This window comes from Streptomyces mobaraensis (assembly GCF_020099395.1).
GTDB lineage: Bacteria > Actinomycetota > Actinomycetes > Streptomycetales > Streptomycetaceae > Streptomyces.
In genome coordinates this window covers 5,685,418-5,711,952 of sequence record NZ_CP083590.1, presented here as the reverse complement: position 1 = coordinate 5,711,952, position 26,535 = coordinate 5,685,418, and the positions used below count along the sequence as shown (strand labels likewise).

At 71.4% G+C, this 26,535-nt stretch carries 18 protein-coding genes and 1 tRNA gene; 12 read left to right on the top strand and 7 right to left on the bottom strand.

What is annotated here, in order from left to right; all coding sequences use genetic code 11:
• Positions 1-200 precede the first annotated feature (200 nt).
• Positions 201-2,738 carry an ATP-dependent helicase HrpB gene (gene hrpB / locus K7I03_RS25180; RefSeq protein WP_185943695.1) on the top strand — a complete coding sequence of 846 codons (2,538 nt, stop codon included), beginning with the start codon at positions 201-203 and terminating at the stop codon, positions 2,736-2,738.
• Positions 2,739-2,757: 19 nt separating this feature from the next.
• Here the strand turns inward: hrpB and K7I03_RS25175 are convergent, their stop codons facing one another.
• Complete coding sequence (locus K7I03_RS25175) at positions 2,758-2,949, bottom strand: hypothetical protein (protein WP_004953055.1); 192 nt, start codon at positions 2,947-2,949, stop codon at positions 2,758-2,760.
• 226 nt (positions 2,950-3,175) lie between these two features.
• Positions 3,176-6,028 carry a DNA polymerase I gene (gene polA / locus K7I03_RS25170; protein ID WP_185943694.1) on the bottom strand — a complete coding sequence of 951 codons (2,853 nt, stop codon included), beginning with the start codon at positions 6,026-6,028 and terminating at the stop codon, positions 3,176-3,178.
• Between the two features lie 129 nt (positions 6,029-6,157).
• Here polA and K7I03_RS25165 point away from each other — a divergent pair, with 129 nt between their 5' ends.
• The 7 genes from K7I03_RS25165 to K7I03_RS25135 all read left to right on the top strand — a co-directional run bounded on the left by K7I03_RS25165 (position 6,158) and on the right by K7I03_RS25135 (position 15,427).
• Complete coding sequence (locus K7I03_RS25165) at positions 6,158-8,452, top strand: FdhF/YdeP family oxidoreductase (RefSeq protein WP_185943693.1); 2,295 nt, start codon at positions 6,158-6,160, stop codon at positions 8,450-8,452.
• A 92-nt stretch (positions 8,453-8,544) separates the two neighbouring features.
• Complete coding sequence (locus tag K7I03_RS25160) at positions 8,545-9,012, top strand: PaaI family thioesterase (RefSeq protein WP_185943692.1); 468 nt, start codon at positions 8,545-8,547, stop codon at positions 9,010-9,012.
• 296 nt (positions 9,013-9,308) lie between these two features.
• Positions 9,309-10,532: a branched-chain amino acid ABC transporter substrate-binding protein gene (locus tag K7I03_RS25155; RefSeq protein WP_185943806.1), complete on the top strand. Its 1,224-nt coding sequence runs from the start codon at positions 9,309-9,311 to the stop codon at positions 10,530-10,532.
• Positions 10,533-10,750: 218 nt separating this feature from the next.
• Positions 10,751-11,680, top strand: a complete 930-nt coding sequence (locus K7I03_RS25150) for a branched-chain amino acid ABC transporter permease (protein ID WP_185943691.1) — start codon at positions 10,751-10,753, stop codon at positions 11,678-11,680.
• 5 nt (positions 11,681-11,685) lie between these two features.
• Positions 11,686-13,713 carry a branched-chain amino acid ABC transporter permease gene (locus K7I03_RS25145; RefSeq protein WP_185943805.1) on the top strand — a complete coding sequence of 676 codons (2,028 nt, stop codon included), beginning with the start codon at positions 11,686-11,688 and terminating at the stop codon, positions 13,711-13,713.
• Between the two features lie 77 nt (positions 13,714-13,790).
• Positions 13,791-14,714 (top strand): ABC transporter ATP-binding protein, encoded by a 924-nt coding sequence (locus K7I03_RS25140; protein WP_224347584.1) that lies wholly within the window; start codon positions 13,791-13,793, stop codon positions 14,712-14,714.
• Entirely contained in the window at positions 14,711-15,427 is a 717-nt protein-coding gene (locus K7I03_RS25135; protein ID WP_185943689.1) for an ABC transporter ATP-binding protein, read from the top strand. Before K7I03_RS25140 ends, K7I03_RS25135 begins: the two co-directional genes overlap by 4 nt.
• 89 nt (positions 15,428-15,516) lie before the next feature.
• On the opposite strand, the gene K7I03_RS25130 is transcribed toward K7I03_RS25135, so the two are convergent.
• Entirely contained in the window at positions 15,517-16,176 is a 660-nt protein-coding gene (locus K7I03_RS25130) for an ANTAR domain-containing response regulator (protein WP_185943688.1), read from the bottom strand.
• A gap of 96 nt (positions 16,177-16,272) precedes the next feature.
• On the opposite strand from K7I03_RS25130, the gene K7I03_RS25125 reads away from it, so the two are divergent.
• Positions 16,273-16,347, top strand: a tRNA-Leu gene (locus K7I03_RS25125).
• Positions 16,348-16,466: 119 nt separating this feature from the next.
• On the top strand, positions 16,467-17,240 hold the full coding sequence (locus K7I03_RS25120) for a transcriptional regulator (RefSeq protein ID WP_185943687.1): 774 nt from the start codon (positions 16,467-16,469) through the stop codon (positions 17,238-17,240).
• Positions 17,241-17,255: 15 nt separating this feature from the next.
• Here K7I03_RS25120 and pyk read toward each other — a convergent pair whose 3' ends face one another.
• Positions 17,256-18,692 (bottom strand): pyruvate kinase, encoded by a 1,437-nt coding sequence (gene pyk / locus K7I03_RS25115; protein WP_185943686.1) that lies wholly within the window; start codon positions 18,690-18,692, stop codon positions 17,256-17,258.
• 155 nt (positions 18,693-18,847) lie between these two features.
• Complete coding sequence (locus K7I03_RS25110) at positions 18,848-19,540, bottom strand: SIMPL domain-containing protein (RefSeq protein WP_185943685.1); 693 nt, start codon at positions 19,538-19,540, stop codon at positions 18,848-18,850.
• Between the two features lie 222 nt (positions 19,541-19,762).
• On the opposite strand from K7I03_RS25110, the gene K7I03_RS25105 reads away from it, so the two are divergent.
• Positions 19,763-21,595: a bifunctional metallophosphatase/5'-nucleotidase gene (locus K7I03_RS25105; RefSeq protein WP_185943684.1), complete on the top strand. Its 1,833-nt coding sequence runs from the start codon at positions 19,763-19,765 to the stop codon at positions 21,593-21,595.
• On the opposite strand, the gene K7I03_RS25100 is transcribed toward K7I03_RS25105, so the two are convergent.
• The gene (locus K7I03_RS25100; protein ID WP_185943683.1) at positions 21,551-22,981 is read right to left on the bottom strand and encodes a lysine N(6)-hydroxylase/L-ornithine N(5)-oxygenase family protein; all 1,431 of its coding nucleotides are present in this window, start codon (positions 22,979-22,981) and stop codon (positions 21,551-21,553) included. The two genes, K7I03_RS25105 and K7I03_RS25100, sit on opposite strands and share 45 nt — an antisense overlap.
• Positions 22,982-23,232: 251 nt before the next feature.
• Between K7I03_RS25100 and K7I03_RS25095 the strand changes: the two genes are divergently transcribed.
• A complete protein-coding gene (locus K7I03_RS25095; RefSeq protein WP_185943682.1) occupies positions 23,233-23,787 on the top strand; it encodes a F0F1 ATP synthase subunit B in 555 nt (184 codons plus the stop codon).
• Between the two features lie 107 nt (positions 23,788-23,894).
• Here K7I03_RS25095 and pepN read toward each other — a convergent pair whose 3' ends face one another.
• Complete coding sequence (pepN, locus tag K7I03_RS25090) at positions 23,895-26,402, bottom strand: aminopeptidase N (RefSeq protein WP_398857907.1); 2,508 nt, start codon at positions 26,400-26,402, stop codon at positions 23,895-23,897.
• Positions 26,403-26,535 lie beyond the last annotated feature (133 nt).

Below are 26,535 nucleotides of genomic sequence, written 5' to 3'. Positions count from 1 at the left end.
CCGATTCTGAGCTGCGGAAACGCGGTGACGGTCGGCCGTCCTCGCGGTTCCTTGCTGTTCTGGGCGGGCAGGGGCGAGCAGCATGCGCCGCGCCCGGCGGAACGCTCAACGGGGTTCCGGATAGTCGGTCACCTCGTGGCCGGAATGGTGTGGTCGGGGTGCGGATCCGTCCTTTCGAAGGGTCGGCGACACTGGTGCGCGTGATCCGTACCGACGTCCTCGACCGGCTTCCCGTCCGCGGCGCGCTGCCCGCCCTCGTCTCCGCCCTGGACGGGCACGGCACCGCCGTGCTCTGCGCGCCGCCCGGCACGGGCAAGACGACGCTGGTCCCGCTGGTTCTGGCGGGGCTGGTGGGGCCGGAGGGTCCGGTCCGGCGGGTCCTGGTGGCCGAGCCGCGGCGGATCGCCGCCCGCGCGGCGGCGCGGCGCATGGCGTGGCTGCTGGGCGAGGAGGCCGGGGGCCGGGTGGGGTTCACGGTGCGTGGTGAGCGCAGGGTGGGGCCCGGGACCGTCGTGGAGGTGGTGACGACGGGTGTGCTGCTGCAGCGGCTCCAGCGCGACCAGGAGCTCTCCGGGGTCGACGTGGTGGTGCTCGACGAGTGCCACGAGCGGCACCTGGACGCCGACACGGCGGCGGCGTTCCTGCTGGACGTGCGGGCCGCGCTGCGGCCGGAGCTGCGGCTGGTCGCGGCGTCGGCGACGACGGACGCCGAGGGGTGGGCCCGGCTGCTCGGTGACGCGCCGGTGGTCACCGCCGAGGGTGTGTCGCACCCGGTGGAGACGGTGTGGGCGCCGCCGGAGCGGCCGGTGCGGCCGCCGCACGGGACGCGCGTGGACCCGGTGCTGCTGGAGCACGTGGCGGGGGTGGTGCGGCGGGCGCTGCGGGAGCGGGCGGGCGACGTGCTGTGCTTCCTGCCCGGTGTCGGCGAGATCGCCCGGGTGGCGGGGCTGCTGGGCGGTCCGGTGGAGCTGGGGGCGGAGGTCCTCCAGGTGCACGGACGGGCTCCGGCGGCGGTGCAGGAGGCGGTTCTGGCGGGCGGGTCGGGGACGCGGCGGGTGGTGCTGGCGACGTCGGTGGCGGAGTCGAGCCTGACCGTGCCCGGCGTCCGCGTGGTGGTGGATTCCGGGCTGGCCCGGGAGCCGCGGACGGACCACGCGCGCGGGCTGAGCGCGCTGGCCACCGTCCGGGCGTCGCGGGCCGCCGGCCGGCAGCGGGCGGGGCGCGCGGGGCGTGAGGCGCCGGGGGCCGTCTACCGCTGCTGGGCCGAGGCCGACGAGACGCGGCTGGCCGCGTTCCCGGCGCCGGAGATCCTCGTCGCCGATCTGGCGGGGTTCGCGCTCCAGGCAGCCTGCTGGGGCGATCCGGACGCGAGCGGGCTGGCGCTGCTGGACCCGCCGCCGACCGGCGCGCTGGCCGCCGCGCGCGCCGTGCTGACGGCCACGGGCGCTGTGGACGCGGACGGGCGCCCCACCGCGCGCGGGCACCGGATGGCCCGGCTGGGCGTGCACCCGCGGCTGGCCCGGGCCCTGCTGGACGGCGCCGCCGAGATGGGGGCGCGGCGCACGGCCGAGATCGTGGCGCTGCTGAGCGAGGAGCCGCCGCGCGAGTACGGCGACGACCTGGCGGCCGCCTGGCGGGCCGCGCGCCGGGGCGGTGACGCCTACTCCGGCCGCTGGCGGGCGGAGGCCAGGCGGCTGGAGTCGGCCCTGCGCGGTGTCGCCGGGGAAAAGCCCGGGGACGCCGGGGGTGCGCTCACCGACGACGCCGCCGCGGGGCTGGTCGCCGCGCTGGCGTTCCCCGAGCGGGTCGCGCGGGCGCGCGGCGAGGGCGCGTTCCTGATGGTGTCGGGGACCGGTGCCGTCCTGGGCGACGGTTCGCGGCTGCGCAGCGCGCCGTGGCTGGCGGTGGCCGTGGCCGACCGGCCGGTCACCTCGGCGTCGGCTCGGGTGCGGCTGGGCGCGGTGATCGACGAGGACACGGCTCGGGCCACCGCCGGGGCGCTCTTCGCCGAGGCGGAGGAGGTGTGCTGGTCGGCGGAGCGGGGTGACGTGGTGGCCCGGCGCGTGGCCCGGCTGGGCGCGGTGGAACTGGCCTCCCGGCCACTCTCCTCACCCGGCCGCGGCCTCCTCCGCGCGGCCCTGGTGGAGGGGCTGCGCGCCGAGGGGCCGGGGCTGCTGCGCTGGAATCCGGAGGCGACCGGGCTGCGGGAGCGGCTCGCGTTCCTCCACCGCGAGCTGGGCGCGCCCTGGCCGGACGTCTCCGACGAGGCACTGCTGGGCGACCCCGAGGCGTGGCTGGGCCCGGAGCTGGACGCCGCGCGGCGCCGCGCCGATCTGGAGCGGGTGGACGCCCGGGCCGCCCTGGAACGGCTGCTTCCATGGGCGAGCGGAGAGGCGGCCCGGCTGGCCGAGCTGGCCCCCGAGCGGATCGAGGTGCCCAGCGGGTCGCGGATCCGGGTGGACTACGCGAGCGGGCGGCCGGTGCTGGCCGTCAAGCTGCAGGAGCTGTTCGGCTGGCAGCGGACGCCGACGGTGGCCGGCGGGCGGGTGCCCGTCCTCGTCCACCTGCTGTCACCGGCCGGGCGGCCGGCGGCGGTCACGGCGGACCTGGCCTCGTTCTGGCGCGACGGCTACCGGGCGGTCCGGGCCGAGCTGCGGGGCCGCTATCCGCGGCACCCCTGGCCGGAGGACCCGTCCACGGCGGAGCCCACGCGGCGGGCGAACGCCCGGCGCCGGTGAGGGCGCCGGGCGGGGCCGGTCAGGGCAGATAGCGTTCCAGCGCCGCCGCGCCCTTCTCCTCGATGTGCCGCCGGGCGGCCTCCACCCGTTCCGGAGTGACGTCGTGCCCCGAGGCCATGACCAGGTCCTCGGGGTCGAAGGGTCGCTCACTCCCGGTGTAGAGCCGCTGCGGCGCTGATGCCGTGGACGCGTCCTCGGGACTCTCCTTCACGGCGAGCCTCCTCTGCTCCGCGGTCCCCCTCCGCGGGGGACCGGCCGTTCGGGTTTCCCTCCATCGTGTGACACGGAACGGGCGTTCGCACACCGATCTCCCGGGAAAAACTTTGGTCTCCCCGGAAACACCGGCCCGGCACGCACCCGGAAACGCGCGCACCCGCCGACGGCCTCAGCGATCGGCGGGCGCGCGGCGGCTCTCGCCGGGCGGCTCAGTGAGCGGCTCAGTGGGCGGCGGACTCCCAGTCGCCGCCGACGCCCACCGACACGTCGAGCGGGGCCCGCAGGCTCACGGCCCCGGCCATCTCCCGGCGCACCAGCTCCTCGACCCTCTCCCGCTCGCCGGGGGCCACCTCCAGCACGATTTCGTCGTGCACCTGGAGCAGCATCCGGGTGGCGAGCTTCTCCTTCTCCAGGGCCTCGGCCACCCGCAGCATGGCGACCTTCACGATGTCGGCGGCGGTGCCCTGGATGGGCGCGTTGAGCGCCATCCGCTCCGCCATCTCCCGCCGCTGGCGGTTGTCGCTGTTGAGGTCGGGCAGGTAGCGGCGACGGCCGAGCATGGTCTCGGTGTAGCCGGTGGCGCGGGCCTCCTCGACGACGCGGCGCAGGTAGTCGCGGACCCCGCCGAACCGCTCGAAGTAGGTGTCCATCAGGCCGCCCGCCTCGCCCGGGGAGATCCCGAGCTGCTGCGAGAGGCCGAACGCGGACAGCCCGTAGGCGAGCCCGTACGACATGGCCTTGATCTTGCGGCGCATCTCCGGGTCGACGTCGGTCTTGGCCACGCCGAAGACCTGCGAGGCGACCGTGGTGTGCAGGTCCTCGCCGGAGGTGAACGCCTCGATGAGGCCCTCGTCCTCCGACAGGTGGGCCATGACGCGCAGTTCGATCTGGCTGTAGTCGGCCGTCATCAGCGACTCGAAGCCCTCGCCGACCACGAAGCAGCGGCGGATGCGGCTGCCGTCGCCGGTGCGCACCGGGATGTTCTGCAGGTTGGGATCGGTGGAGGAGAGCCGGCCGGTGGCGGCCACCATCTGGTTGAAGGTGGTGTGGATCCGGCCGTCCGCCGCCAGGTTGTTGATCAGGCCGTCGACGGTCGTCTTGAGCTTGGCCCGGTCGCGGTGGCGCAGCAGGACGACCGGCAGCTCGTTCTCCGTCTGGGCGGCGAGCCAGGCCAGCGCGTCGGCGTCGGTGGTGTAACCGGTCTTGATCTTCTTGGTCTTGGGCAGGCCGAGCTCCTCGAAGAGGATCTCCTGGAGCTGCTTGGGCGAGGAGAGGTTGAACTCGCGGCCGGCGGCGCGGTGCGCCTCGGCGACGGCCTGCTCGATCTCGCCCAGGTACTCCTCGGACAGCCGCTCCAGGCGGGCCCGGTCGACGGCGATGCCCTCGCGCTCCATGGCGACGAGCAGGTCGCCGACCGGGAGCTCCAGGTCGCGCATGAGCTCCAGCGCGCCCGTCCCGGCGAGCTTCCGCTCGTAGAAGACACCCAGGTCGAGGACCGCGCGGCCTTCGACCATCAGCTTCTCGGCGGCTTCCTTGTCGGCCGTGCCGTCGAAGTCGAACGCCTGCTGGCCGGCCTCGGCCTTGTCGGGGTCGACGCGCGGGAGGGTCCGGCCGAGCTTGTCCTCGACCAGCACCTCCAGCTCGGTGAGCTGGCGCTTGCCCTTGTTGAAACGGACCTTGCCGGCCCGCTTCTGCCGGTGGCGGTTGAGCGGGTCCGTCTCGAACGGCCGGGAACCCGGCTCGTCCAGGTAGGCGGCGACGGCGGTGTCCATGGTGACGCCCTCGACCCGCCAGCCGCGCTCGGCGAAGACGCGGACGACGCGCTTGCCCATGTGCAGCACCTTGGGGCGGTCCGCGTCGGCGAGCCAGGCGGCGAACGCCCGGTCGTCGTCCTCGGACAACTCCTGCGGGACGAACCAGCAGGCTCGGTCGTCCGGCAGGGCCAGCGCCACCTCGTGGACGTCACCCGTGCCGAGCTTCCAGTCGTAGCCGGCGACCACGGCGGCCGGCACGTCCGCCGGGATGTCGGCCAGCCAGCCGGCCAGCTCGCCCTGGCCCAGCATCCGGCCGTCCAGCTCGATCTCCAGCTCCTCGGCCGCCTCCTCGACGACCGCGGCCGGGTCCGTGCCCCACAGCCGGTCGCGCAGGCTCCGGTTGCGGATCTCCAGCCGGTCCAGCAGCTCGCCGAGCGCGCTGAGGTCGTACGCCTCCCGCACCAGGCCCTCCGGGCCCGTCGACAGCTCGACGTCGCGCACCATCTCGGTGAGGCGGCGGTTGAGCTTGACCGCCTCCAGGTGCTCCCGCAGGTTCTGCCCGGCCTTGCCCTTGACCTCGTCGGCCCGCTCCACCAGCTCCGCGAACGAACCGAACTGGTTGATCCACTTCGCGGCGGTCTTCTCGCCGACGCCCGGGATGCCCGGCAGATTGTCGGACGGGTCGCCGCGCAGCGCCGCGAAGTCCGGGTACTGCGCGGGCGAGAGGCCGTACTTCTCCTGGACCTTCTCCGGCGTGAAGCGCGTCAGCTCCGAGACGCCCTTGGTCGGGTACAGCACCGTGACGGCGTCGCTGACGAGCTGGAACGAATCCCGGTCGCCGGTGACGATCGACACCTCGAAGCCCTGGGCCTCGGCCTGGACCGCCAGGGTGGCGATGACGTCGTCGGCCTCGTACCCGTCGACGGCGAAGCGGGGCACCCGCATGTGGTCCAGCAGCTCGCCGATCAGCTCCACCTGCCCCTTGAACTCGTCGGGGGTCTTGGACCGGGTCGCCTTGTACTCCGCGTACTCCTCGGAACGCCACGTCTTGCGCGACACGTCGAACGCCACCGCGAAGTGCGTGGGGCTCTCGTCACGCAGGGTGTTCGCGAGCATCGACGCGAAGCCGTACACCGCGTTCGTCGGCTGGCCGCCGGAGGTCGTGAAGTTCTCCGCGGGCAGCGCGAAGAACGCCCGGTAGGCCATGGAGTGCCCGTCCATCAGGAGCAGGCGGGGACGGCCTCCCGCACCTCCCCCCACGGCCTCGGGGCCGGTCGGCTCGGTCGCGTCGGACGGTGATTTCGATGCCTTTGCTGCCACGCCCCCGATCCTGCCACGACCCACTGACAATCCCCGCCACACCGCCGCCGCCCCGGCTGTCCGACCCCCGTGACAGGATCGTCACCGGCAGCACTCCACGCGACCGCCTCACCGCTCAGGGGGAACGACATGGCAGGCAAACCACCGACCGGCGACCCCGTCCAGGACGCCCCCGAGGTCACCGCGCCGCAGCACGCCGCGGCGGGCCTCACCGCCATCGGGCACTCGCTGCGCGCCGCCCAGCGGCAGATGGGCGTCCGGCGCACCGCGCTCACCCTGCTCAAGGTCAACCAGAAGGACGGGTTCGACTGCCCGGGCTGCGCCTGGCCCGAGCCGGACAAGCGGCACACCGCGGAGTTCTGCGAGAACGGCGCCAAGGCCGTCGCCGAGGAAGCCACGCTCCGGCGGATCACCCCCGCCTTCTTCGCCGCCCACTCGGTCGCGGACCTCGCCGGCCGCAGCGGCTACTGGCTCGGCCAGCAGGGCCGCCTCACCCGCCCCATGTACCTCGCGGAGGGCGCGGACCACTACGAGCCGGTCAGCTGGGAGCGGGCCTTCGGCATCATCGCCGACGAGCTGCGCGCCCTGGAGTCGCCCGACGAGGCCGTCTTCTACACCTCCGGGCGCACCAGCAACGAGGCCGCGTTCCTGTACCAGTTGTTCGCCCGCGAGTTCGGCACCAACAACCTGCCCGACTGCTCCAACATGTGCCACGAGTCCTCCGGCTCCGCCCTCACCGACACCCTCGGCGTCGGCAAGGGCAGCGTCCTGCTGGAGGACCTCTACAAGGCCGACCTGATCATCGTCGCCGGGCAGAACCCGGGCACCAACCACCCCCGGATGCTCTCCGCCCTGGAGAAGGCCAAGCGCGGCGGCACGAGGATCATGACCGTCAACCCGCTGCCCGAGGCGGGCCTCGAACGGTTCAAGAACCCGCAGAACGCGCGCGGCCTCGCCGGCTCCGGCACCCCCCTCACCGACCTCTTCCTCAAGATCCGGCTCGGCGGCGACCAGGCCCTCTTCCGCCTCCTCAACCGGCTGGTCCTGGAGACCGAGGGCGCCGTCGACGAGGACTTCGTCCGCGAACACACCCACGGCTACGAGGAGTTCACCGCCCTCGCCCGCACCGCCGACTGGGACGAGACCCTGCGCGCCACCGGGCTGACCCGGGAGGAGATCCTGGCGGCCCTGCGCATGGTCCTCGACTCCCGGCGCACCGTCGTCTGCTGGGCCATGGGCCTCACCCAGCACAAGCACGCCGTCGTCACCATCAAGGAGGTCGTCAACCTCCTGCTGCTGCGCGGCGCGATCGGCCGCCCCGGCGCCGGCGTCTGCCCCGTCCGCGGCCACAGCAACGTCCAGGGCGACCGCACCATGGGCATCTTCGAACGCCCCGCCCCCGCCTTCCTCGACGCCCTGGAGAAGGAGTTCGGCTTCACCCCGCCCCGCGAGCACGGCCTCGACGTGGTCCGCGCGATCCGGGCGCTCCGCGACGGACAGGCCAAGGTCTTCCTCGCCATGGGCGGCAACTTCGTCTCCGCCACCCCCGACACCGACGTCACGGAAGCGGCCGTCCGCCGCGCCCGCCTCACGGTCCACGTCTCCACCAAGCTCAACCGCTCGCACGTGATCACCGGCGCGCGGGCCCTCATCCTGCCCACCCTCGGCCGCACCGAACGCGACCGGCAGCGCGGCGGCGACCAGTTCGTCACCGTCGAGGACTCCATGGGCATGGTCCACGCCTCCCGCGGCCGGCTCGACCCCGCGAGCCCCCATCTGCTCTCCGAGCCCGCCATCGTCTGCCGCCTGGCCCGCGCCGTCCTCGGCACCGCCTCCACCACCCCGTGGGAGCGCTTCGAGGAGGACTACGGCGCCATCCGCGACCGCATCGCCCGCGTGATCCCCGGCTTCGAGGACTTCAACACCCGCGTCGCCCGCCCCGGCGGCTTCACCCTGCCCCACGCGCCCCGCGACTCGCGCACCTTCCCCACCACCACCGGGAAGGCCAACTTCACCGCGGCGCCCGTCGAGTTCCCCCACGTCCCGGAAGGCCGCCTGCTCCTCCAGACCATCCGCTCCCACGACCAGTACAACACCACCATCTACGGCCTCGACGACCGCTACCGCGGCATCAAGAACGGCCGCCGCGTCGTCCTCCTCCACCCCGACGACGCCCGCGACCACGGGCTCGCCGACGGCGCGTACGCCGACCTCGTCGGCGAGTGGACGGATGGCACCGAACGGCGCGCCCCCGGCTTCCGCGTCGTCCACTACCCGACGGCGCGCGGCTGCGCCGCCGCGTACTACCCGGAGACAAACGTCCTGGTGCCGCTCGACCACACCGCGGACCAGAGCAACACTCCCGCGAGCAAGTCCGTCATCATCCGGCTCGAACCCACCGAGCGCCCCGAGAGCACCACCTGATAACAAACGTCTACGCACCACTTCAGGTACCTCGCGTACCTGAAGTCGCGTGCACCTCACGTACGCCACGAGCACCAGGGGAGCCGAGCAGCATGGGCGAACAGAGCCGGACCGTCTTTCCGCAGGAGATCCTCGACGCCTGGGCCGACAGCGGCCTGGACCTGCCCGCCCTCTTCTCGGCGGGCCACCTCGGCGAGCGCATGGGCGTCCGCGTCGTCGAGGCGTCCCCCGACCGCGTCGTCGGCACCATGCCGGTCGAGGGCAACACCCAGCCGTACGGGCTGCTCCACGGCGGCGCCTCCGCCGTGCTCGCCGAGACGCTCGGCTCCGTCGGCGCCATGCTGCACGGCGGCCCCACGCGGATCGCCGTCGGCGTCGACCTCAACTGCACCCACCACCGCGGGCTCCGCTCCGGCCTCGTCACCGGCATCGCCACCCCCGTGCACCGCGGCCGCACCAGCGCCACCTACGAAATCGCCGTCACCGACGAGCAGGGCAAGCGCGTCTGCTCCGCCCGCCTCACCTGCGTCATCCGCGACAATCCGCAGGCGTCCGCCTGACAAATCCCCGGCCGTGGACGGCAGTTGCGCCCTCCACGGCCGCCGGGTGAACCTCCCGGCGGCAGGGCGGGATCCGCCGATGCGGAACGTGATCTGCGTCATAACAAGACAGTCACATCCTGGGTGACACCTCTGCCCCGCCCTGTCGCCCTGCCCTTACAGTCACGGCCATCCGCCACCCCGCCGGGCGGTTCGCACCCGTTCCCTCCTTCGTCCTTGCCCGGCGAGCGACACGGCACCCGCACCACAGCGAAGCCGCCGCGCCAGGGAAAGGACCCACCGTGCGACACCGTCCCCTGCTCCTGCTCACCACCGCACTCACCGCCGGGGCGCTGACCCTGAGCGCCTGCGGCTCCCGAGACGACGACAAAGGGGGCGACAACGGCGACAAGGGCGGCAAGAAGACCACCGTGGTGATCGGCCTCGACGCCCCCCTGACCGGCGACCTCTCCGCCCTGGGCCAGGGCATCAAGAACTCCGCCCACCTCGCCGTCACCAACGCCAACAAGAGCAACGAAGTCCCCGGCGTCACCTTCGAACTGTCCGCGCTGGACGACCAGGCCCAGCCCACCTCCGGCCAGCAGAACGCCACCAAACTCGCCGGCGACAAGAAGGTCGTCGGCATCGTCGGCCCCCTGAACTCCAGCGTCGCCCAGTCCATGCAGCAGGTCGCCCAGTCCAACACCGTGGCCCTCATCTCCCCGGCCAACACCACCCCCGACCTCACCCAGGGCAAGGACTGGAAACAGGACCAGCGCAAGCGGCAGTTCACCACCTATTTCCGTACCGCCACCACCGACGAGGTCCAGGGCGCCTTCGGCGGAAAATACGCCCACGATCAGATCAAGGCCAAGAACGCCTACGTCATCGATGACCAGAAGACCTACGGCGTCGGCCTCGCGGCCGCCTTCTCCACCCAGTTCACCGCACTCGGCGGAAAGATCGCCGGCACCGAACACGTCAACCCCGAGGACCGCGACTTCAAGGCCATCGTCTCCAAGGCCAAGAGCTCCGGAGCCGACCTCGTCTTCTACGGCGGCGAATACCCGGCCGCCGCGCCCCTGAGCCAGCAGCTCAAGGAGAGCGGCGTCAAAGCCCCCCTCATGGGCGGCGACGGCATGTACAGCGCCGACTACATCAAACTCAACAAGAAATCCGCCGGCGACTACGCCACCTCCGTCGGCAAACCCGTCGAAGAACTCGACTCCGCCAAGAAGTTCATCGCCGACTACAAAGCCGCGGGCTACAAGGACCGCTACGAGGCATACGGCGGCTCCACCTACGACGCAGCCTGGGCCATCATCCAGGCCGTCAAAGCCGTCGTCGCCGACAACGGCGGCAAACTCCCCGACGGTGCCCGCGCCAAGGTCGTCGAGGCCCTCAACAAGGTCAAATTCGACGGCGTCACCGGCACCGTCTCCTTCGACAAGTACGGCGACACCACCAACACCATGATCACCGCCTACCAGGTCGAGGGGAACACCTGGAAGGCCCGCCACAGCGCCGAGTTCAAGCGCTGACCCAGCCCGACCCGTCGGTCAGCCGGCCGGCCGGGCCGCTGACACCGGACAGCCGGCACCGGACCACTGACGCCGAAACGATTCCCCCGGCACTCCCCACCCTCACCGTGCGCCCACCACCCCGGCGCGGACCCACCGGCCCGCGCCGGCCACCCGCAACCCTCCCCCGCACATCCCCCGCACATCCCCGGCACGTCTCATCCCACGGAGGCCCGGCGGTGCACGAACTGCCGCAACAGCTGGCCAACGGACTCATCCTCGGCGCGATGTACGGCCTCATCGCGATCGGCTACACGATGGTCTACGGCATCGTCCAGCTCATCAACTTCGCCCACGGCGAGATCTTCATGGTCGGCGGCTTCGGCGCCCTCACCGTCCACCTCGCCCTCCCCGACGGCACCGCGCTGCTCCTGGCACTCCCCCTCATGATCCTCGGCGGCATCGCCGCCGCCGTCGCCATCGCGGTGGCCGCCGAACGCTTCGCCTACCGGCCCCTGCGCGGCGCCCCGCGCCTCGCCCCGCTCATCACCGCCATCGGCCTCTCCATCGCCCTCCAGCAGGCCGTCTGGAAGTGGTACCCCGACGCCAAGAAGGCCAGGGTGTTCCCCCAGTTCAAGGGCGAGTCCTTCAAGATCCTCGGCGCCACGGTGCAGCGCGGCGAGGTCTTCCTGCTGATCGCCGCCCCGCTGTGCATGCTCGCCCTCGGCCTCTTCGTCGCCAAAACCCGCACCGGCCGCGGCATGCAGGCCACCGCCCAGGACCCCGACACCGCGAAGCTCATGGGCATCAACACCGACCGCATCATCGTCATCGCCTTCGCCATCGGCGCCACCTTCGCCGCCGTCGCCGCCGTCGCCCACGGCCTCAAATACGGACAGGTGGACTTCCGCATGGGCTTCATCACCGGCCTCAAAGCCTTCACCGCGGCCGTCCTCGGCGGCATCGGCAACATCTACGGCGCCATGCTGGGCGGCGTCGTCCTCGGCGTCGCGGAAGCCCTCGCCACCGGCTACATCGAGGAGATCCCCGGCATGTCCCAGTTCGGCGGCGGCTCCTGGAAGGACGTCTGGGCCTTCGTCCTCCTCATCCTCGTCCTGCTGCTCAGGCCCCAGGGCCTGCTCGGCGAACGCGTCGCGGATCGGGCGTGACGGCCATGTCCCTCGACCGCCACCCCACCGGAGGACGACCGTCCGCCACGACGCCGGCCGCCACGCCCCCGGCCGCCACGACGCCGGTACCCGCCACCATTCCGCTGCCTCCGGCGACCGCCCGTCTGCTCACGGGTGCGGGAGCGCTCCTCGCGATCGTCTCCACCTTCCTCGCCTGGACCTGGACCACCGCGTTCCCCGGCAACCTCACCGTCACCGGCTATCCCGGCGGCCTCCAGAACATCACCCTCGCCGGTGCCGCCCTCACCCTGCTGCACGTCCTGGCCGGCTACGGCATCCGCGGACTCCGCTGGCTCGCCCCCTCGGGCACCACGGCCCCCACCCTCCTCCTGGCCCTCGGCACCTTCGCCGCCACCTGGTACACGCTCGGCGCCATCACCTCCGACCTCGGCGGCCTCGTCAACCTCGAGCCCGGCGGCTTCCTCGCCGGCGGCGCGACCCTCGCCGCCGCCCTCGGCGCCCTCGCCCTGCCCCCGGCGCGGCCTTACCCGGCCGGCGTGGAGGGCATGGAGGACGTCGAAGCCACAGACGGCACGGACGGCACCGCCGACACAGACGGCACGGACAACGGAGACGGCGGGGATGGCCGCGGGGCCGGGGATGGCGGCGACGGCGGAGGCGGCCGGGATGGCAAGGGCGGCAAGGGCAGCCGGGACGGCAGGGACGACAGGGATCACGGACCCGGCACCGACCGCCCGGAGAACACCGCCCCCGCCAACCCCTGGCACCGTTTCCGCCACACCCTCACCCCCGGCCGTCCCCCCGCCCCCACCCCACTCCCCACCTGGGCCGACATCCTCCTCATCGCCGCCGCGTTCGCCCTAGGACTCGCCCTCTTCACCTACGGCATCGAAGCCGAATACGGCGAACTCTTCGTCGGCTACCTCCTGCTCGCCGGCGCCGGGCTCGCCGCCGTCGGCCGCTCCGGCCTCACCACCCGCCTCAGCGCCCTCACGGCCCGGCACCGCACCATCACCCTCACCGCCGCCTTCGTCGCCGCCGCGGCCTTCCCTCTCACCCTCACCAGCGACACCTACACCAACCTGGCCACCAGCATCCTCATCTTCGCCACCGTCGCCCTGGGCCTCAACGTCGTCGTCGGCCTCGCCGGCCTCCTCGACCTCGGCTACGTCGCCTTCCTCGGCGTCGGCGCCTACACCGCGGCCCTCGTCTCCGGCTCCCCGGAATCCGCCGCCGGCGTCCACTTCCCGTTCTGGGCGGCCGTCCTCACCGGCATCGGAACCTCCCTCGTCTTCGGCGTCCTCATCGGCGCCCCCACCCTCCGCCTCCGCGGCGACTACCTCGCCATCGTCACCCTCGGCTTCGGCGAGATCTTCCGCATCACCATGCTCAACCTCAATGGAAAGACCGGTCCCGACATCACCAACGGCGCCATGGGCATCCCCAACATCCCCGATCTCGCCGTCGGCGGCTTTGACTTCGGCGACACCCACGACCTCCTGGGCACCCCCATCGGCCGCTTCGGCAACTACTACCTCCTCATGCTCCTCGCCACCATCGCCGTCGTCCTCGTCTTCCGCCGCGCCGCCGCCTCCCGCATCGGCCGCGCCTGGATCGCCATCCGCGAGGACGAGACGGCCGCCACCGCCATGGGGATCAACGCCTTCCGCCTCAAACTCCTGGCCTTCGCCCTCGGCGCCGCGCTCGCCGGCCTCGCCGGCACCGTCCAGGCCCACGTCATCACCACCGCCACCCCCGACCAGTACCAGTTCGCCGGAACCGTCCCGCCCAACTCCGCCTTCCTCCTGGCCGCCGTCATCCTCGGCGGCATGGGCACCATCACCGGCCCGCTCGTCGGCGCCGCCCTCCTCTATCTCATCCCGAACAAAATGGACTTCATGCAGGACTACCAACTCCTGCTCTTCGGAGTCGCCCTCATCCTCCTGATGCGCTTCCGCCCCGAGGGCCTCGTCGCCGACCGCCGGAAACAGCTCGAATTCCACGACGACGCCGCTCCCGACACCGCGACCCTCACCCGAGCGGAGGCGTAACCACCGTGACCACCAGGGCCCCCGACGCCACCGCTGCCACCAGTGCCGCACCCGTCCTCACCGCCACCGGCGTCACCATGCGCTTCGGCGGCCTCACCGCCGTACGCTCCGTCGACCTCACCGTGCACGACCGGCAGATCGTCGGACTCATCGGCCCCAACGGCGCGGGAAAAACCACCTTCTTCAACTGCCTCACGGGCCTCTACGTCCCGACCCAAGGCACCGTCGTCTACCGCGACACCATCCTCCCCGCCAAACCCCACCTCGTCACGCAGGCGGGCATCGCCCGCACCTTCCAGAACATCCGGCTCTTCCCCAGCATGACCGTCCTGGAGAACGTCCTCGTCGGCCGCCACACCCGCACCCACGAGGGCCTCCTCTCCGCCCTCCTCCGCAGCCCCGGCTTCCACCGCGCCGAACGCGCCTCCCACCAACGCGCCCGCGAACTCCTGGAATTCACCGGCCTCGCCGACAAGGCCGACCACCTCGCCCGCAACCTCCCCTACGGCGAACAGCGCAGGCTCGAAATCGCCCGCGCCCTCGCCAGCGACCCCGGCCTGCTCCTCCTCGACGAACCCACCGCCGGCATGAACCCCCAGGAGACCCGCGCCGCCGAACGCCTCGTCCTCGCCATCCGCGACCAGGGCATCGCCGTCCTCGTCATCGAGCACGACATGCGCTTCATCTTCAACCTCTGCGACCACGTCGCCGTCCTCGTCCAGGGCCGGAAGCTCGTCGAGGGCACCCCGCGCACCGTCCAGAGCGACGACCGCGTCATCGCCGCCTATCTCGGCACCCCCTTCGAGGGCGCACCGGGACAGGACGAGGCCGCCGAGGTCGAGGCGGCGGAAGCGGCCCGAGCGGCGGAAGCGGCGACCGCCACGGCGGCCACGACGGCACGCGCCCAGGCGGAGGCAGCGGCCCGGAGGAACGCAAGCCCGCCGACGGCCCCGGACGACGACACGACCCGCCCCCACCCCGAGGAGAACGACCCCCGATGACGGCCCTCCTCGAAGTCCGCGACCTCCGCGTCGGCTACGGCAAGATCGAAGCCGTCAAGGGCATCTCCTTCACCGTCCACGCCGGGGAGATCGTTACCCTCATCGGCACCAACGGCGCCGGAAAAACCACCACGCTCCGCACCCTCTCCGGCCTCCTCCGCCCCACAGCCGGCAGCATCCGCTTCGACGGGAAACCCCTCACCCGGATCCCCGCCCACCGCATCGTCGCCCTCGGCCTCGCCCACTCCCCCGAAGGCCGCCACATCTTCCCCCGCCTCACCATCGCCGAGAACCTCCAGCTCGGCGCCTTCCTCCGCAAGGACACCACCGCCATCGCCCAGGACGTCGAGCGCGCCTACGGCCTCTTCCCCATCCTCGGCGAACGCGCCCGCCAGCCCGCCGGCACCCTCTCCGGCGGCGAACAGCAGATGCTCGCCATGGCCCGCGCCCTGATGTCCCGCCCCAAACTCCTCATGCTCGACGAACCCTCCATGGGCCTCTCACCGATCATGATGCAGAAGATCATGACCACCATCGCCGAACTCAAGGCCGACGGCACGACGATCCTCCTCGTCGAACAGAACGCCCAGGCGGCCCTCACCCTCGCCGACCACGGCCACGTCATGGAAACCGGCCGCATCGTCCTCTCCGGCACCGGCGCGGAACTCCTCGGCGACACATCCGTACGCAAGGCGTACCTCGGCGAGGACTGACCGGAACCCCAAAGCCCCCAAGACCCCGAACAGCACGAAGGGCCCGCGTCCCCATCCGGACACGGACCCCACACCCAACTCACCAGCCACTACTGCGACTGCTGCTCCTTCGCCGCCTTCTTCTCCCGGGCGTCCTCGATGACGGCCTCCGCCACCTGCTGCATCGACATCCGGCGGTCCATCGACGTCTTCTGGATCCACCGGAACGCCGCCGGCTCCGTCAGCCCGTACTGCGTCTGCAGAACGCTCTTCGCGCGGTCCACCAGCTTGCGCGTCTCCAGCCGCTGGGAGAGGTCTGCGACCTCCTTCTCCAGCGCCTTCAGCTCCGTGAACCGCGAGACGGCCATCTCGATCGCCGGCACGACGTCGCTCTTGCTGAACGGCTTCACCAGGTACGCCATGGCCCCGGCGTCCCGCGCCCGCTCCACGAGCTCACGCTGCGAGAACGCGGTGAGCATCAGTACGGGCGCGATCGACTCGGCCGCGATCCGCTCGGCCGCGGAGATCCCGTCGAGCACGGGCATCTTCACGTCGAGGATCACCAGGTCCGGCCGGTGCTCCCGCGCCAGCGCGACCGCCGTCTCCCCGTCGCCCGCCTCACCCACGACGGAGTAGCCCTCTTCCTCGAGCATCTCCTTGAGGTCGAGGCGGATGAGGGCCTCGTCCTCGGCGATCACGACACGGGTGGTGTGCGGAGGGGTGTGCTGCGGCTCGTCGTCGACGGGCGGCTGGGGCTCGGCGGCGCTCACGGGTCTCCTCAGTCCAGGACAGGCGGTGCTCCATGAGCGTACCGAGTGCTGTAGTTTTGAGTACCGGAGGGGTATACACTCTCCTTGCATTACAAGGCCCCGGTAGCCCAACTGGCAGCAGGCAATGGATTCAAAACCCATACAGTGTCGGTTCGAATCCGACCCGGGGCACTTTACCTTCATTTCGAAGGTCACGCCATTGAGTGCCGACATTGGGGATCTTCATCCCTTGCGGTGAACATCTGCGCGAATTCCAGTGCAGTGGCGTTCGTCACGTCAGGCTCGTTCTCATGTACGACCTCGCCACGCGCCGACGCGCCCTCGCCCTGGTCGACCGGGGTTTCAGTCTCAACTCAGTCAGCAAGCAGACCGGCATATCCCGGCACGCGCTCCGCCAATGGCTCACTCGGGTCGAGCCCAGGCAGCCCAGCCGTTCACTGTGCTCACTGTGCCGCGCCGATTCCGAGCCACCCGCCGATGCGCGCGCCTACGCCTACCTCCTGGGGCTTTATCTCGGCGACGGCTGTGTCAGCAAGCACCCCAACGGCAGTTTTACGCTCCGCATCGTCTGCGCGGACGCGTGGCCGGGCCTCATCGAGGCTTGCGGAACCGCGATGAAACGCGTGCTCCCCGAGAACAGCGTCTGCGTCGTCCAGCGGCAGGGCTGCGTGGCCGTCGCCAGTGGCAGCAAGCACTGGCCGTGCCTCTTCCCCCAGCACGGCCCGGGCAAGAAGCACGAGCGGTCCATCTCGTTAGTCCCCTGGCAGCAGCGCATCGTCGACGCGCATCCATGGGACTTCCTGAGGGGCCTCGTCCACTCCGACGGCTGCCGGATGACGAACTGGACTACGCGCCTCATCGGAGGTGAGCGCAAGCGCTACGAGTACCCCCGCTACTTCTTCACCAACAAGTCCGACGACATCCGGCGCCTGTACTGCGACACCCTCGACAGGGTCGGCGTCGAGTGGACGGTCACCCGCCGCGACGGCATACCGTTCAACGTCTCGGTCGCCCGGCGCGCGTCCGTCGCCCTCATGGACGCCCACATCGGCCCGAAACACTGATCTCCCGGGCCCCGCCTACCCCTTCGGCCCGTCGTCCTCCCCGATGTGGTGCACCCGCACGAGGTTGGTCGTACCAGGCGTGCCGGGCGGGGAGCCGGCCGTGATGATGACCATGTCACCCTTGCGGCAGCGGCCGATGCGGAGCAGGTATTCGTCGACCTGGCTGACCATTTCGTCGGTGGTCTGCACCATGGGCCCGAGGAAGGTCTCGACGCCCCAGGTGAGGTTGAGTTGGGAGCGGGTGGCGGGTTCGGGGGTGAAGGCGAGGAGGGGGATGGGTGAGCGGTAGCGGGAGAGGCGGCGGACGGTGTCGCCGGACTGGGTGAAGGCGACGAGGAACTTGGCGCCGAGGAAGTCGCCCATCTCGGCGGCGGCGCGGGCGACGGCGCCGCCCTGGGTGCGGGGCTTGCTGCGTTCGGTGAGCGGGGGGAGCCCCTGGGCGAGGATGTCCTCTTCGGCCGCCTGGAGGATGCGGCTCATGGTGCGGACGGTTTCGATGGGGTATTTGCCGACGCTGGTCTCGCCGGAGAGCATCACGGCGTCGGTGCCGTCGATGACGGCGTTGGCGACGTCGGATGCCTCGGCGCGGGTGGGACGGGATGCGTCGATCATGGAGTCGAGCATCTGGGTGGCGACGATGACGGGTTTGGCATTGCGCTTGGCCAGCTTGATGGCGCGCTTCTGGACGATCGGGACCGTTTCGAGCGGCATTTCGACGCCGAGGTCGCCGCGCGCGACCATGATGCCGTCGAAGGCGGCGACGATGCCGTCGAGGTTCTCGACCGCCTGCGGCTTCTCGATCTTCGCGAGGACGGGGAGGCGGCGGCCTTCCTCGTCCATGACGCGGTGGACGTCGTCGATGTCCCGCGCGCTGCGGACGAAGGAGAGGGCGACGATGTCGGCGCCGGTGGTGATGGCCCAGCGCAGGTCTTCGACGTCCTTCTCGGAGAGGGCGGGGACGGAGACGGCGACGCCGGGGAGGTTGAGGCCCTTGTGGTCGGAGACCATGCCGCCCTCAAGGACGACGGTGTGGACGCGCGGTCCGTTGACTTCGGTGACCTCGAGGGTGACGCGGCCGTCGTCGACGAGGATGCGTTCGCCGCGGGTGACGTCGGCGGCGAGGCCGTCGTAGGTGGTGCCGCAGCGGTGGCGGTCGCCGAGCACGTCCTCGACGGTGATGGTGAAGGTGTCGCCGCGTTCAAGGAGTACCGGGCCTTCGAGGAACCGGCCGAGGCGGATCTTCGGGCCTTGAAGGTCGGCGAGGACGCCGACGTTGCGGCCGGTCTCCTCGGCGGCCTTGCGCACCCGTTCGTACCGCGCCTCGTGGTCGGCGTGGGTGCCATGGCTCAGATTGAAGCGGGCGACGTCCATGCCGGCTTCGACGAGGGCCTTGATCTGCTCGTACGAGTCGGTGGCGGGCCCCAGGGTGCAGACGATTTTCGCTCGGCGCATGGCACGACCTTATGACCTACCGGCGGGTAGAGAATCTGCCGGACACGGCCGCCCAAAGTCCGTTGGGTAAAGGTCTGTTGACAACTAGTGAAACGTGCGCGGGGGCGCTCCGATGAGCGGCGGGAGACCTTGTCAACGCCCCCGCGCGCACCGGTTCACAGGATCGGTGGGGTCATGGTCAACCGTGCGTTGACGTGGGCGTAGACGCTCTGGCGCTGGGGTTCGAGGTCGAGCGCGGGTGGGGCGGAGCCGGCGTAGCCGGCGCTGCGGAGTATGGCGGGGCGGGCGGGGGGTGCGGCGGGTGCGGGGTGTTCGGCGCCGGTGTCGGCGAGTTCGACGAGGGCGACGAGGTGGGAGCCGAGTGCTTCGGCGTATTCGCGAGCGCGTTGGACGGCGTCGTGGACGGCTTGGCGGCGGGCTTCGCGGTGGGCGGGCGAGTTGGCGCGGAGGGCCCACCAGGGGCCGTCGATGCGGGTGAGTTCGAGGTCGGAGAGGCGGGTGGTGAGTTCGCCGAGGATGGTGAAGTCGCTGAGGGTTGCGGTGAGGTGGACGTGGCCGCGGTAGGCGCGGATGCGTTCGTGGCGGCCTTTGTCGTTGAGTTGGGGGGTGATGGTCACGGCGCCGGTTTCGATTTTCTCGACGGCGTCGCCGTGGGTTTTGAGGAGTTCGATGATGTGGTTGTTGCGTCGGGTGAGGTCGTCCAGGGCTTTGTGACGGTCGGTGCCGCGGGCGCTGATGGTGATTCCGAGGCGGGCGATTTCGGGATCGACTTCGAGGTGGGCCTCGCCCCGGACGGCGACGCGTGGGGTGTCGGGGGTTCCGTAGGGCAACGGCTCGGTTGCGGTCATGGGGCTAGCGTCCCAGTCCGTGTTCGTCGGCGGGACTGTCCGGAGTCATCGGATCGCAACCTTGTAAGGGTGTTGCCGTGGTGCCTGTGGGGGCCAGAATCTACGCGCGTTGTACCGGGGGCTCGTGGTGTTGCGGCCGTCCGGTGCCGCTGTCGGACGCGGCCGGCTCTCGGCCGGCCGCGGTGAGATCGTCAGGTGACAGGTAAAGGGATGGGGAATTCGATGCCGCTGAACCGCAGGCGTTTCCTGGGGCGTACGGCTGCTACGGGGGCGGGTATGGCCCTGACCGGTGCGGTGGGCGCCGCGTCGGCGGCGGCCGCCGAGCAGCCCCTCGCGGGACAGGGGGCGCACGGGGGCCGCGGGCACGGCAGGACGAAGCGGTACGCGTTCACCGTCATGGGCACCACGGATCTGCACGGGAACGTCTTCAACTGGGACTATTTCACCGATGCCGAGTTCGACGACAAGGCGCACAACGACGTGGGCCTGGCGAAGATCTCGACGCTGGTGAAGCAGGTCCGCAAGGAGAAGGGGCGGCGGAACACGCTGCTCATCGACGCGGGCGACACGATTCAGGGGACGCAGCTCGCGTACTACTACGCGCGGGTGGAGCCGATCACCAAGGCGCACGGTCCGGTGCATCCGATGGCGCTGGCGATGAACTCCATGGGGTATGACGCGGCGGCCCTGGGCAACCACGAGTTCAATTACGGCATTCCGGTGCTGCGGAAGTTCGAGCAGCAATGCCACTTCCCGCTGCTGGGGGCGAACGCGCTGGACGCGAAGACGATGCGGCCGGCGTTCCGGCCGTATGTCATCAAGCGGATGCGGACGCCGCACGGGCGGGATGTGCGGGTGGCGGTGCTGGGTCTGACGAATCCGGGGATCGCGATCTGGGACAAGGCGAATGTGCAGGGGAAGATGGTTTTCCCGGGCCTTGAGGAGCAGGCGGCGAAGTGGGTGCCGCGGCTGCGGTCGATGGGTGCGGACGTGGTGATCGTGGCGGCGCATTCGGGGACGAGCGGTACGTCGTCCTACGGTGACGCGCTGCCTTATGTGGAGAACGCGGCGGCGTTGGTGGCGGAGCGGGTGCCGGGGATCGACGCGATTCTCGTGGGGCACGCGCATGTGGAGGTGCCGGAGTACCGGGTGGTGAACAAGGAGACGGGTCGGCCGGTGGTGCTGTCCGAGCCGTTGAAGTGGGGGCAGCGGTTGACGCTGTTCGACTTCGATCTGGTGTGGGAGCGGGGCCGCTGGCAGGTCGCGTCGGTGTCGTCGAAGGTGCTGAACTCGAATACGGCCGAGGAGGACGCGGCGGTCACCGGTCTGGTGCGGGGGCAGCACCGGAAGGTGGTGGCCTATGTGAACCAGCGGATCGGGACGTCGACGGCGGCGATGGACGCGGCGGAGGCGCCGTACCGGGACACGCCGATCATCGATTTCATCAATCACGTCCAGGCGGAGACGGTGCGTGCGGCGCTGAAGGGCACGGCGTACGCGTCGTTGCCGGTGCTGTCGCAGGCGTCGTGTTTCTCGCGGACGGCGGCGGTTCCGTCGGGTCCGGTGTCGGTCCGCCAGGTGGCGGGGCTGTATCCGTTCGAGAACACGCTGGAGGCGCGGGTGCTGACCGGCGCGCAGCTGCGGGAGTATCTGGAGTTCTCGGCGCGGTATTACGTGCGGACGCCGGTGGGCGCTCCGGTGGATCCGGCGAAGCTCACGAACGCGGAGAGCATTCCGGATTACAACTACGACGTGGTGAGCGGTCTCTCCTACGAGGTGGACGTCGCGAAGGCGCCGGGTGCGCGGATCGGGAAGCTGCTGTTCGACGGGAAGCCGCTGGACGATGCCGCGCAGTTCGTGCTGGCGGTGAACAACTACCGGGCGAGCGGTGGCGGGAATTTCCCGCATGTGGCGCGGGCGAAGCAGGTGTGGGCGAATTCGGAGGAGATCCGTAACACGATCATCGGTTGGGTGAAGGCCCAGCAGGTGATCGATGTGGCGAAGTTCGCGTCAGTGGACTGGAAGCTGACGCGGGATGGTGTGCCGCTTTTCTGAGGCGGACGCGGTGTGGGGCCGTGGCGTGGGCCGCGGCTCCAGGCCGAAGGTGGTGAAGGCGGTGCGGTGGGGCAGGGGGTAGTGGGTGGTGCCGGTGACGGCGTTGAGGATGGTGGCGCTGCGCCAGGCGGCGAGGCCGAGGTCGGAGCTGCCGATGCCGTGGGCGTGGGTTTCGGCGTTCTGGACGTGGACGGCGCCCTTGACCAGGGGGTCGAGGACGAGGCGGTGCTGGGCGTCGATGCGGGGCCGGCCACCGGAGTCGCGGCGGATGTAGGGGTCGAGGGCGGCGAGGAGGCGGTCGACGCGGCGTTCGCGGTAGCCGGTGGCGAGGACGACGGCGTCGGTGGTGAGGCGTGAGCGGGTGCCTTGCTGGTGGTGTTCGAGGTGGAGCTCGACGCGGGTGGTGCCGACGCGTCCGGCGGTGCGGACGAAGACGCCCGGGGTGAGGGTGGTGTCGGGCCAGCCGCCGTGGAGGCTGCGGCGGTAGAGCTCGTCGTGGATGGCGGTGATGGTGGCGGGGTCGATGCCCTGTTGGAGCTGCCACTGCTGGGGCAGCGCCTGGTCGCGGACGGGTTCGGGGAGGGCGTGGAAGTACTGGCCGTAGTCGGGGGTGAAGTGTTCGCGGCCGAGCCGGCTGGTCTCGGTGGGGGCGAAGGCGGGGGTGCGGGCGAGCCAGTGGAGCTTCTCGCGGCCGACGGGGCGGTGGCGGAGCAGGTCGAGGAAGATCTCGGCGCCGGACTGCCCGGAGCCGATGACGGTGACGTGGTCGGCGGCGAGGAGGTCGGCGCGGTGGTCGAGGTAGTCGGCGGAGTGGTGGACGGGGACGCCGTGGGCCTCGACGAGGGGGCGGAGGGGTTCGGGGATGTCGGGGGTGGTGCCGATGCCGAGGACGACGTTGCGGGCGTAGGTGCGGCCCAGGGCTTCGGCCTCGCCGTCGCGGTCGAGCTGGGTGTAGTCGATTTCGAAGAGGACGCGTTCGGGGTTCCAGCGGACGGCGTCGATGTGGTGGCCGAAGTGGAGGCCGGTGAGGTTCTCGCTGACCCAGCGGCAGTAGGCGTCGTATTCGGCGCGGGTGATGTGGAAGCGCTCGGCGAAGTAGAAGGGGTAGAGGCGTTCGCGGGTCTTGAGGTAGTTGAGGAAGGTCCAGGGGCTGGTGGGGTCGGCGAGGGTCACGAGGTCGGCGAGGAACGGGACCTGGATGCGGGTGCCGTCGATGAGCAGCCCGGGGTGCCAGCGGAAGGTGTGATTCTCGTCATAGAAGGCCGCGTGGAGGTCGGACAGCGGGTGGGCGAGGGCCGCCAGGGAGAGGTTGAAGGGGCCGATGCCGATGCCCACGAAGTCGAGGGGCGCGTCGGGGGCGTGGTCGGAGCTCGGAGGGTTGCTCATGCGGGGGTGCGGCCTTCCCGTGGGCGGCGGCGAACACAGCCGGACAAGTCGTTTATGCCCTTTTTGTTTGATACATCAGGACCGCTTCAAGCTACCGGCTGCACCTGCGGCGTGACGCCTTGTGGGGGATGTTTCCCCCGATGGGGGGACGGTCCGCTCGAGGGCGGGGAGTTGGGGGTCGCACACGGCAAAGGGGCGCGGGACGGGGTGCGGGGCGCGCCCCGGGGGCGGCTTCGACTACCCTGCACCTCATGGCCATGATGAACCTCGCTCTCGACATCGGACCGCTGAAGCCGGACGTTGCCCCGCTCGTCCTCGGTCTGGTGCTGTTTTTCCTCGTCTTCGCGGTGATCGCGAAGGGGATCCTGCCCCGGATCAACAAGGTCCTCACCGAGCGTGAGCAGGCCACAGAGGGGCGCATCGGCGAGGCGGAGGAGACGCGCGCCGAGGCGGAGCGGGTCCACGCCGAGTACCAGGCGCTGCTGGCCGAGGCCCGGCACGAGGCCGCGCGGCTGCGCCAGGAGTCGGTCGAGCAGGGCAACGCGATCATCGCCGAGCTGCGGGCCGAGGGCCAGCGCCAGCGCGACGAGATCATCTCCGCCGGTCACGCGATGATCGACGCGGAGCGCACGATGGCCGAGGCGCAGCTGCGCGAGCAGGTGGGCGCGCTGGCCACCGAGCTGGCGGGCCGCATCGTCGGCGAGTCGGTCGAGACGTACGCGCGGGAGAGCGGCATCGTGGACCGCTTCCTGGAGGAGCTCCGCACGGCCGAGCCGGCGGACGCGATCGAGGACAAGCGCGGCTGACGTAGGCAGCGTTTTTCGGGCCTGGCGCCCGCACCCCCGACCGGGGTGCGGGCGCCTTTGTCATGCGGCGACGGGTCCGTCGGGGGTCATTGTCAGTGGGGTGGTGTTCACTGTGTGTAGCGAACGGTGAGGGCTCGGCGGAGGTCGTCGAGCCGGTCGCGGAGCTGCCGCCTGAGCGCGGGGGTCGGTTCCGTGCCGCTCAGGCATTCCTCGCCGAGGCGCAGGGTGTCGTGGTCGATGTGGGGACGGGGGAATCCATGGTTGCCGGCGGCTTTGGCGAGGGCGGTGCCGCGGCGGGCGGCGAGCGCCGTCGCGTCGGGGTGGTAGCGGTCGCGGTAGGGGCGGGTGAGGTCGAGCTGTTCGGCCTGCCAGAAGCCCTGGGCGGTGGCGGTCCAGAGGTAGGCGGAGAGGCTGTCGTCCTCGTAGAGGGCGTGCCAGGCCGCTTGCTTGGCGGCGGAGTCGGGGAGGGCGGCGTGGCAGCGGGCGGCGCCTTCCCGGCCGGTGGCGCTGGGGTCCGCGGCGAGTTCGGCGTCGATGGCGTCGGGGGTGACGGCGCCGAGGACGGCGAGGCGGGTGAGGACGCGCCAGCGGAGTTCGGGGTCGAGGGCGGGTCCGCCGGGGACGGTGCCGGTTCGGAGCCAGTCGTGGAGGGCGGAGTCCGTGGCGGTGCTGTCGATGAGGGTGCGGACGGCGGCGAGGCGGGGGCCGGGGGCGGTGCCCCGCTCGGTGCGGCGCAGGAGGTCGTGGCAGGTGTCGCGGAGGGTGGCGAGGGCGTCGTCGCGGTGGTCGGCGGGGAGGTAGACGTCGGCGATCTGGTCGCGGGCGAAGGTGAGGACGCCTTCGACGACGGCGTTGTCGGTCTCGTGCGGCAGGTGGTCGCGGGTGGCCCGCAGGTAGGCGGCGGGGGCCAGCAGGCCGTCGCGGACCTGGTCGCGGAGGGCGTTCCAGACGACCGCGCGGGTGAGGGGGGCGGGCAGGCTGGAGAGGGCGCCGAGGGCGGTGTCGTGGGAGGTGGGGTCGAGGCGGATCTTGGCGTAGCCGAGGTCGCCGTCGTTGAGGAGGACGAGGGCGGGCCGGGGGCCGGTGCCGGTGAGGGCGGGGCCGGGGGGACCGGGGAGGTCGATCTCCGTGCGGGCGCGGGCGGTGAGGCGCCGGGGGGCGTCGAGGGCGTGGTCGTAGAGGCCGACGGCGATGCGGTGGGGGCGGGTGCCCTCGTGGTCGACGGTGAGTTCCCAGCCGCTGTCCGTGGTGGTGATCCGGGGGGTGAGGGTGTCGACGCCGGTGGTGCGGAGCCAGCGGGCGGCCCAGGCGTGGACGTCGCGTTCGGTGGCGCCGGCGAGGGAGTCGAGGAAGTCGGCGAGGGTGGCGTTGCCGAAGCGGTGCCGGGTGAAGTGGGCGTTGATGCCGGCGAGGAAGTCCTTTTCGCCGAGCCAGGCGACGAGTTGGCGCAGGGCGGAGGCGCCCTTGGCGTAGGAGATGCCGTCGAAGTTGAGGAGGGCGGTGGCGGTGTCGTGTACGGCGCCGGGTTCGGGGGCGACGGGGTGGGTGGTCTCGCGCTGGTCGGCGGCGTAGCCCCAGGCCTTGCGGCTGATGCCGAACTCGGTCCAGGTGCCGGTGAGATGGGTGGCGTCGGTGAGGACCTGGTAGCCCATGTACTCGGCGAAGGACTCGTTGAGCCAGATGTCGTCCCACCACTTCAGGGTGACGAGGTCGCCGAACCACATGTGGGCCATCTCGTGGGCGATGGTGACGGCGCGGGTCTGCCGCTCGGTGTCGGTGGCGGCGGAGCGGAAGACGTATTCGTCGCGGAGGACGACGAGTCCGGGGTTCTCCATGGCGCCGAAGTTGTATTCGGGGACGAACGCCTGGTCGTAGGAGTCGAACGGGTAGGGCTCGTCGAAGATCTGGTGGAAGCGGTCGAAGCAGCGGCGGGTGAGGTCGAGGAGTTCCTCGGCGTCCGCGTCCAGGTGCGGGGCGAGGGACCGGCGGCAGTGCAGGGCGAAGGGCAGCCCGGCGTGTTCGGTGCGGACGGTGTGCCAGGGGCCGGCGGCGAAGGCGACGAAGTACGTGCTGAGGGGCCGGCCGGCGGGCAGCTTCCAGCGGCCTTCGGCGGGCGGTCCGACGCGGGTGGCGACGGTGTTGCCGAGGACCGTCCAGGCGGGGGGCGCGGTGACGGTGGCGGAGAAGACGGCCTTGAGGTCGGGCTGGTCGAAGGCGGCGAAGACGCGCTGGACGTCGTCGAGGAACAGCTGGGTGTAGAGGTAGGTCTCGCCGTCGACGGGGTCGGTGAAGCGGTGCATGCCCTCGCCGGTGCGGGAGTAGCGCATGTCCGCCTCGACGCGGAGTTCGTGGTCGCCGGGGGTGAGTGCGGCGAGGGGGAGCCGGTTGTCGTCGAGGGTGGCGGTGTCGAGGGGGTGGCCGTCGAGGGTGGCGCTCAGGAGCGCGGCGGGGCGGACTTCGACGAAGGTGTCGCCTGGGGTGCGGGCGTGGAAGCGGATGACCGTGGTGGAGCGGAAGTGCTCTTCGCCGCGGGTGAGGTCGAGGTCGATGTCATAACTGTGGACGTCCAGGAGCCGGGCCCTGGCCTGTGCTTCGTCGCGCGTCAGTACGGTCATAGGGGCCATGCTGCCGCAGCGCCCCGGCGGGGGACGAGGCGTTTGGGGAGCGGGCCGGCCCGTCGCGCGGGGGACGGCGGCCGGGCACGTGGGCGGCCGGCGGAGGCACGGCCGGGGGAAGGCTGTGCGGGCG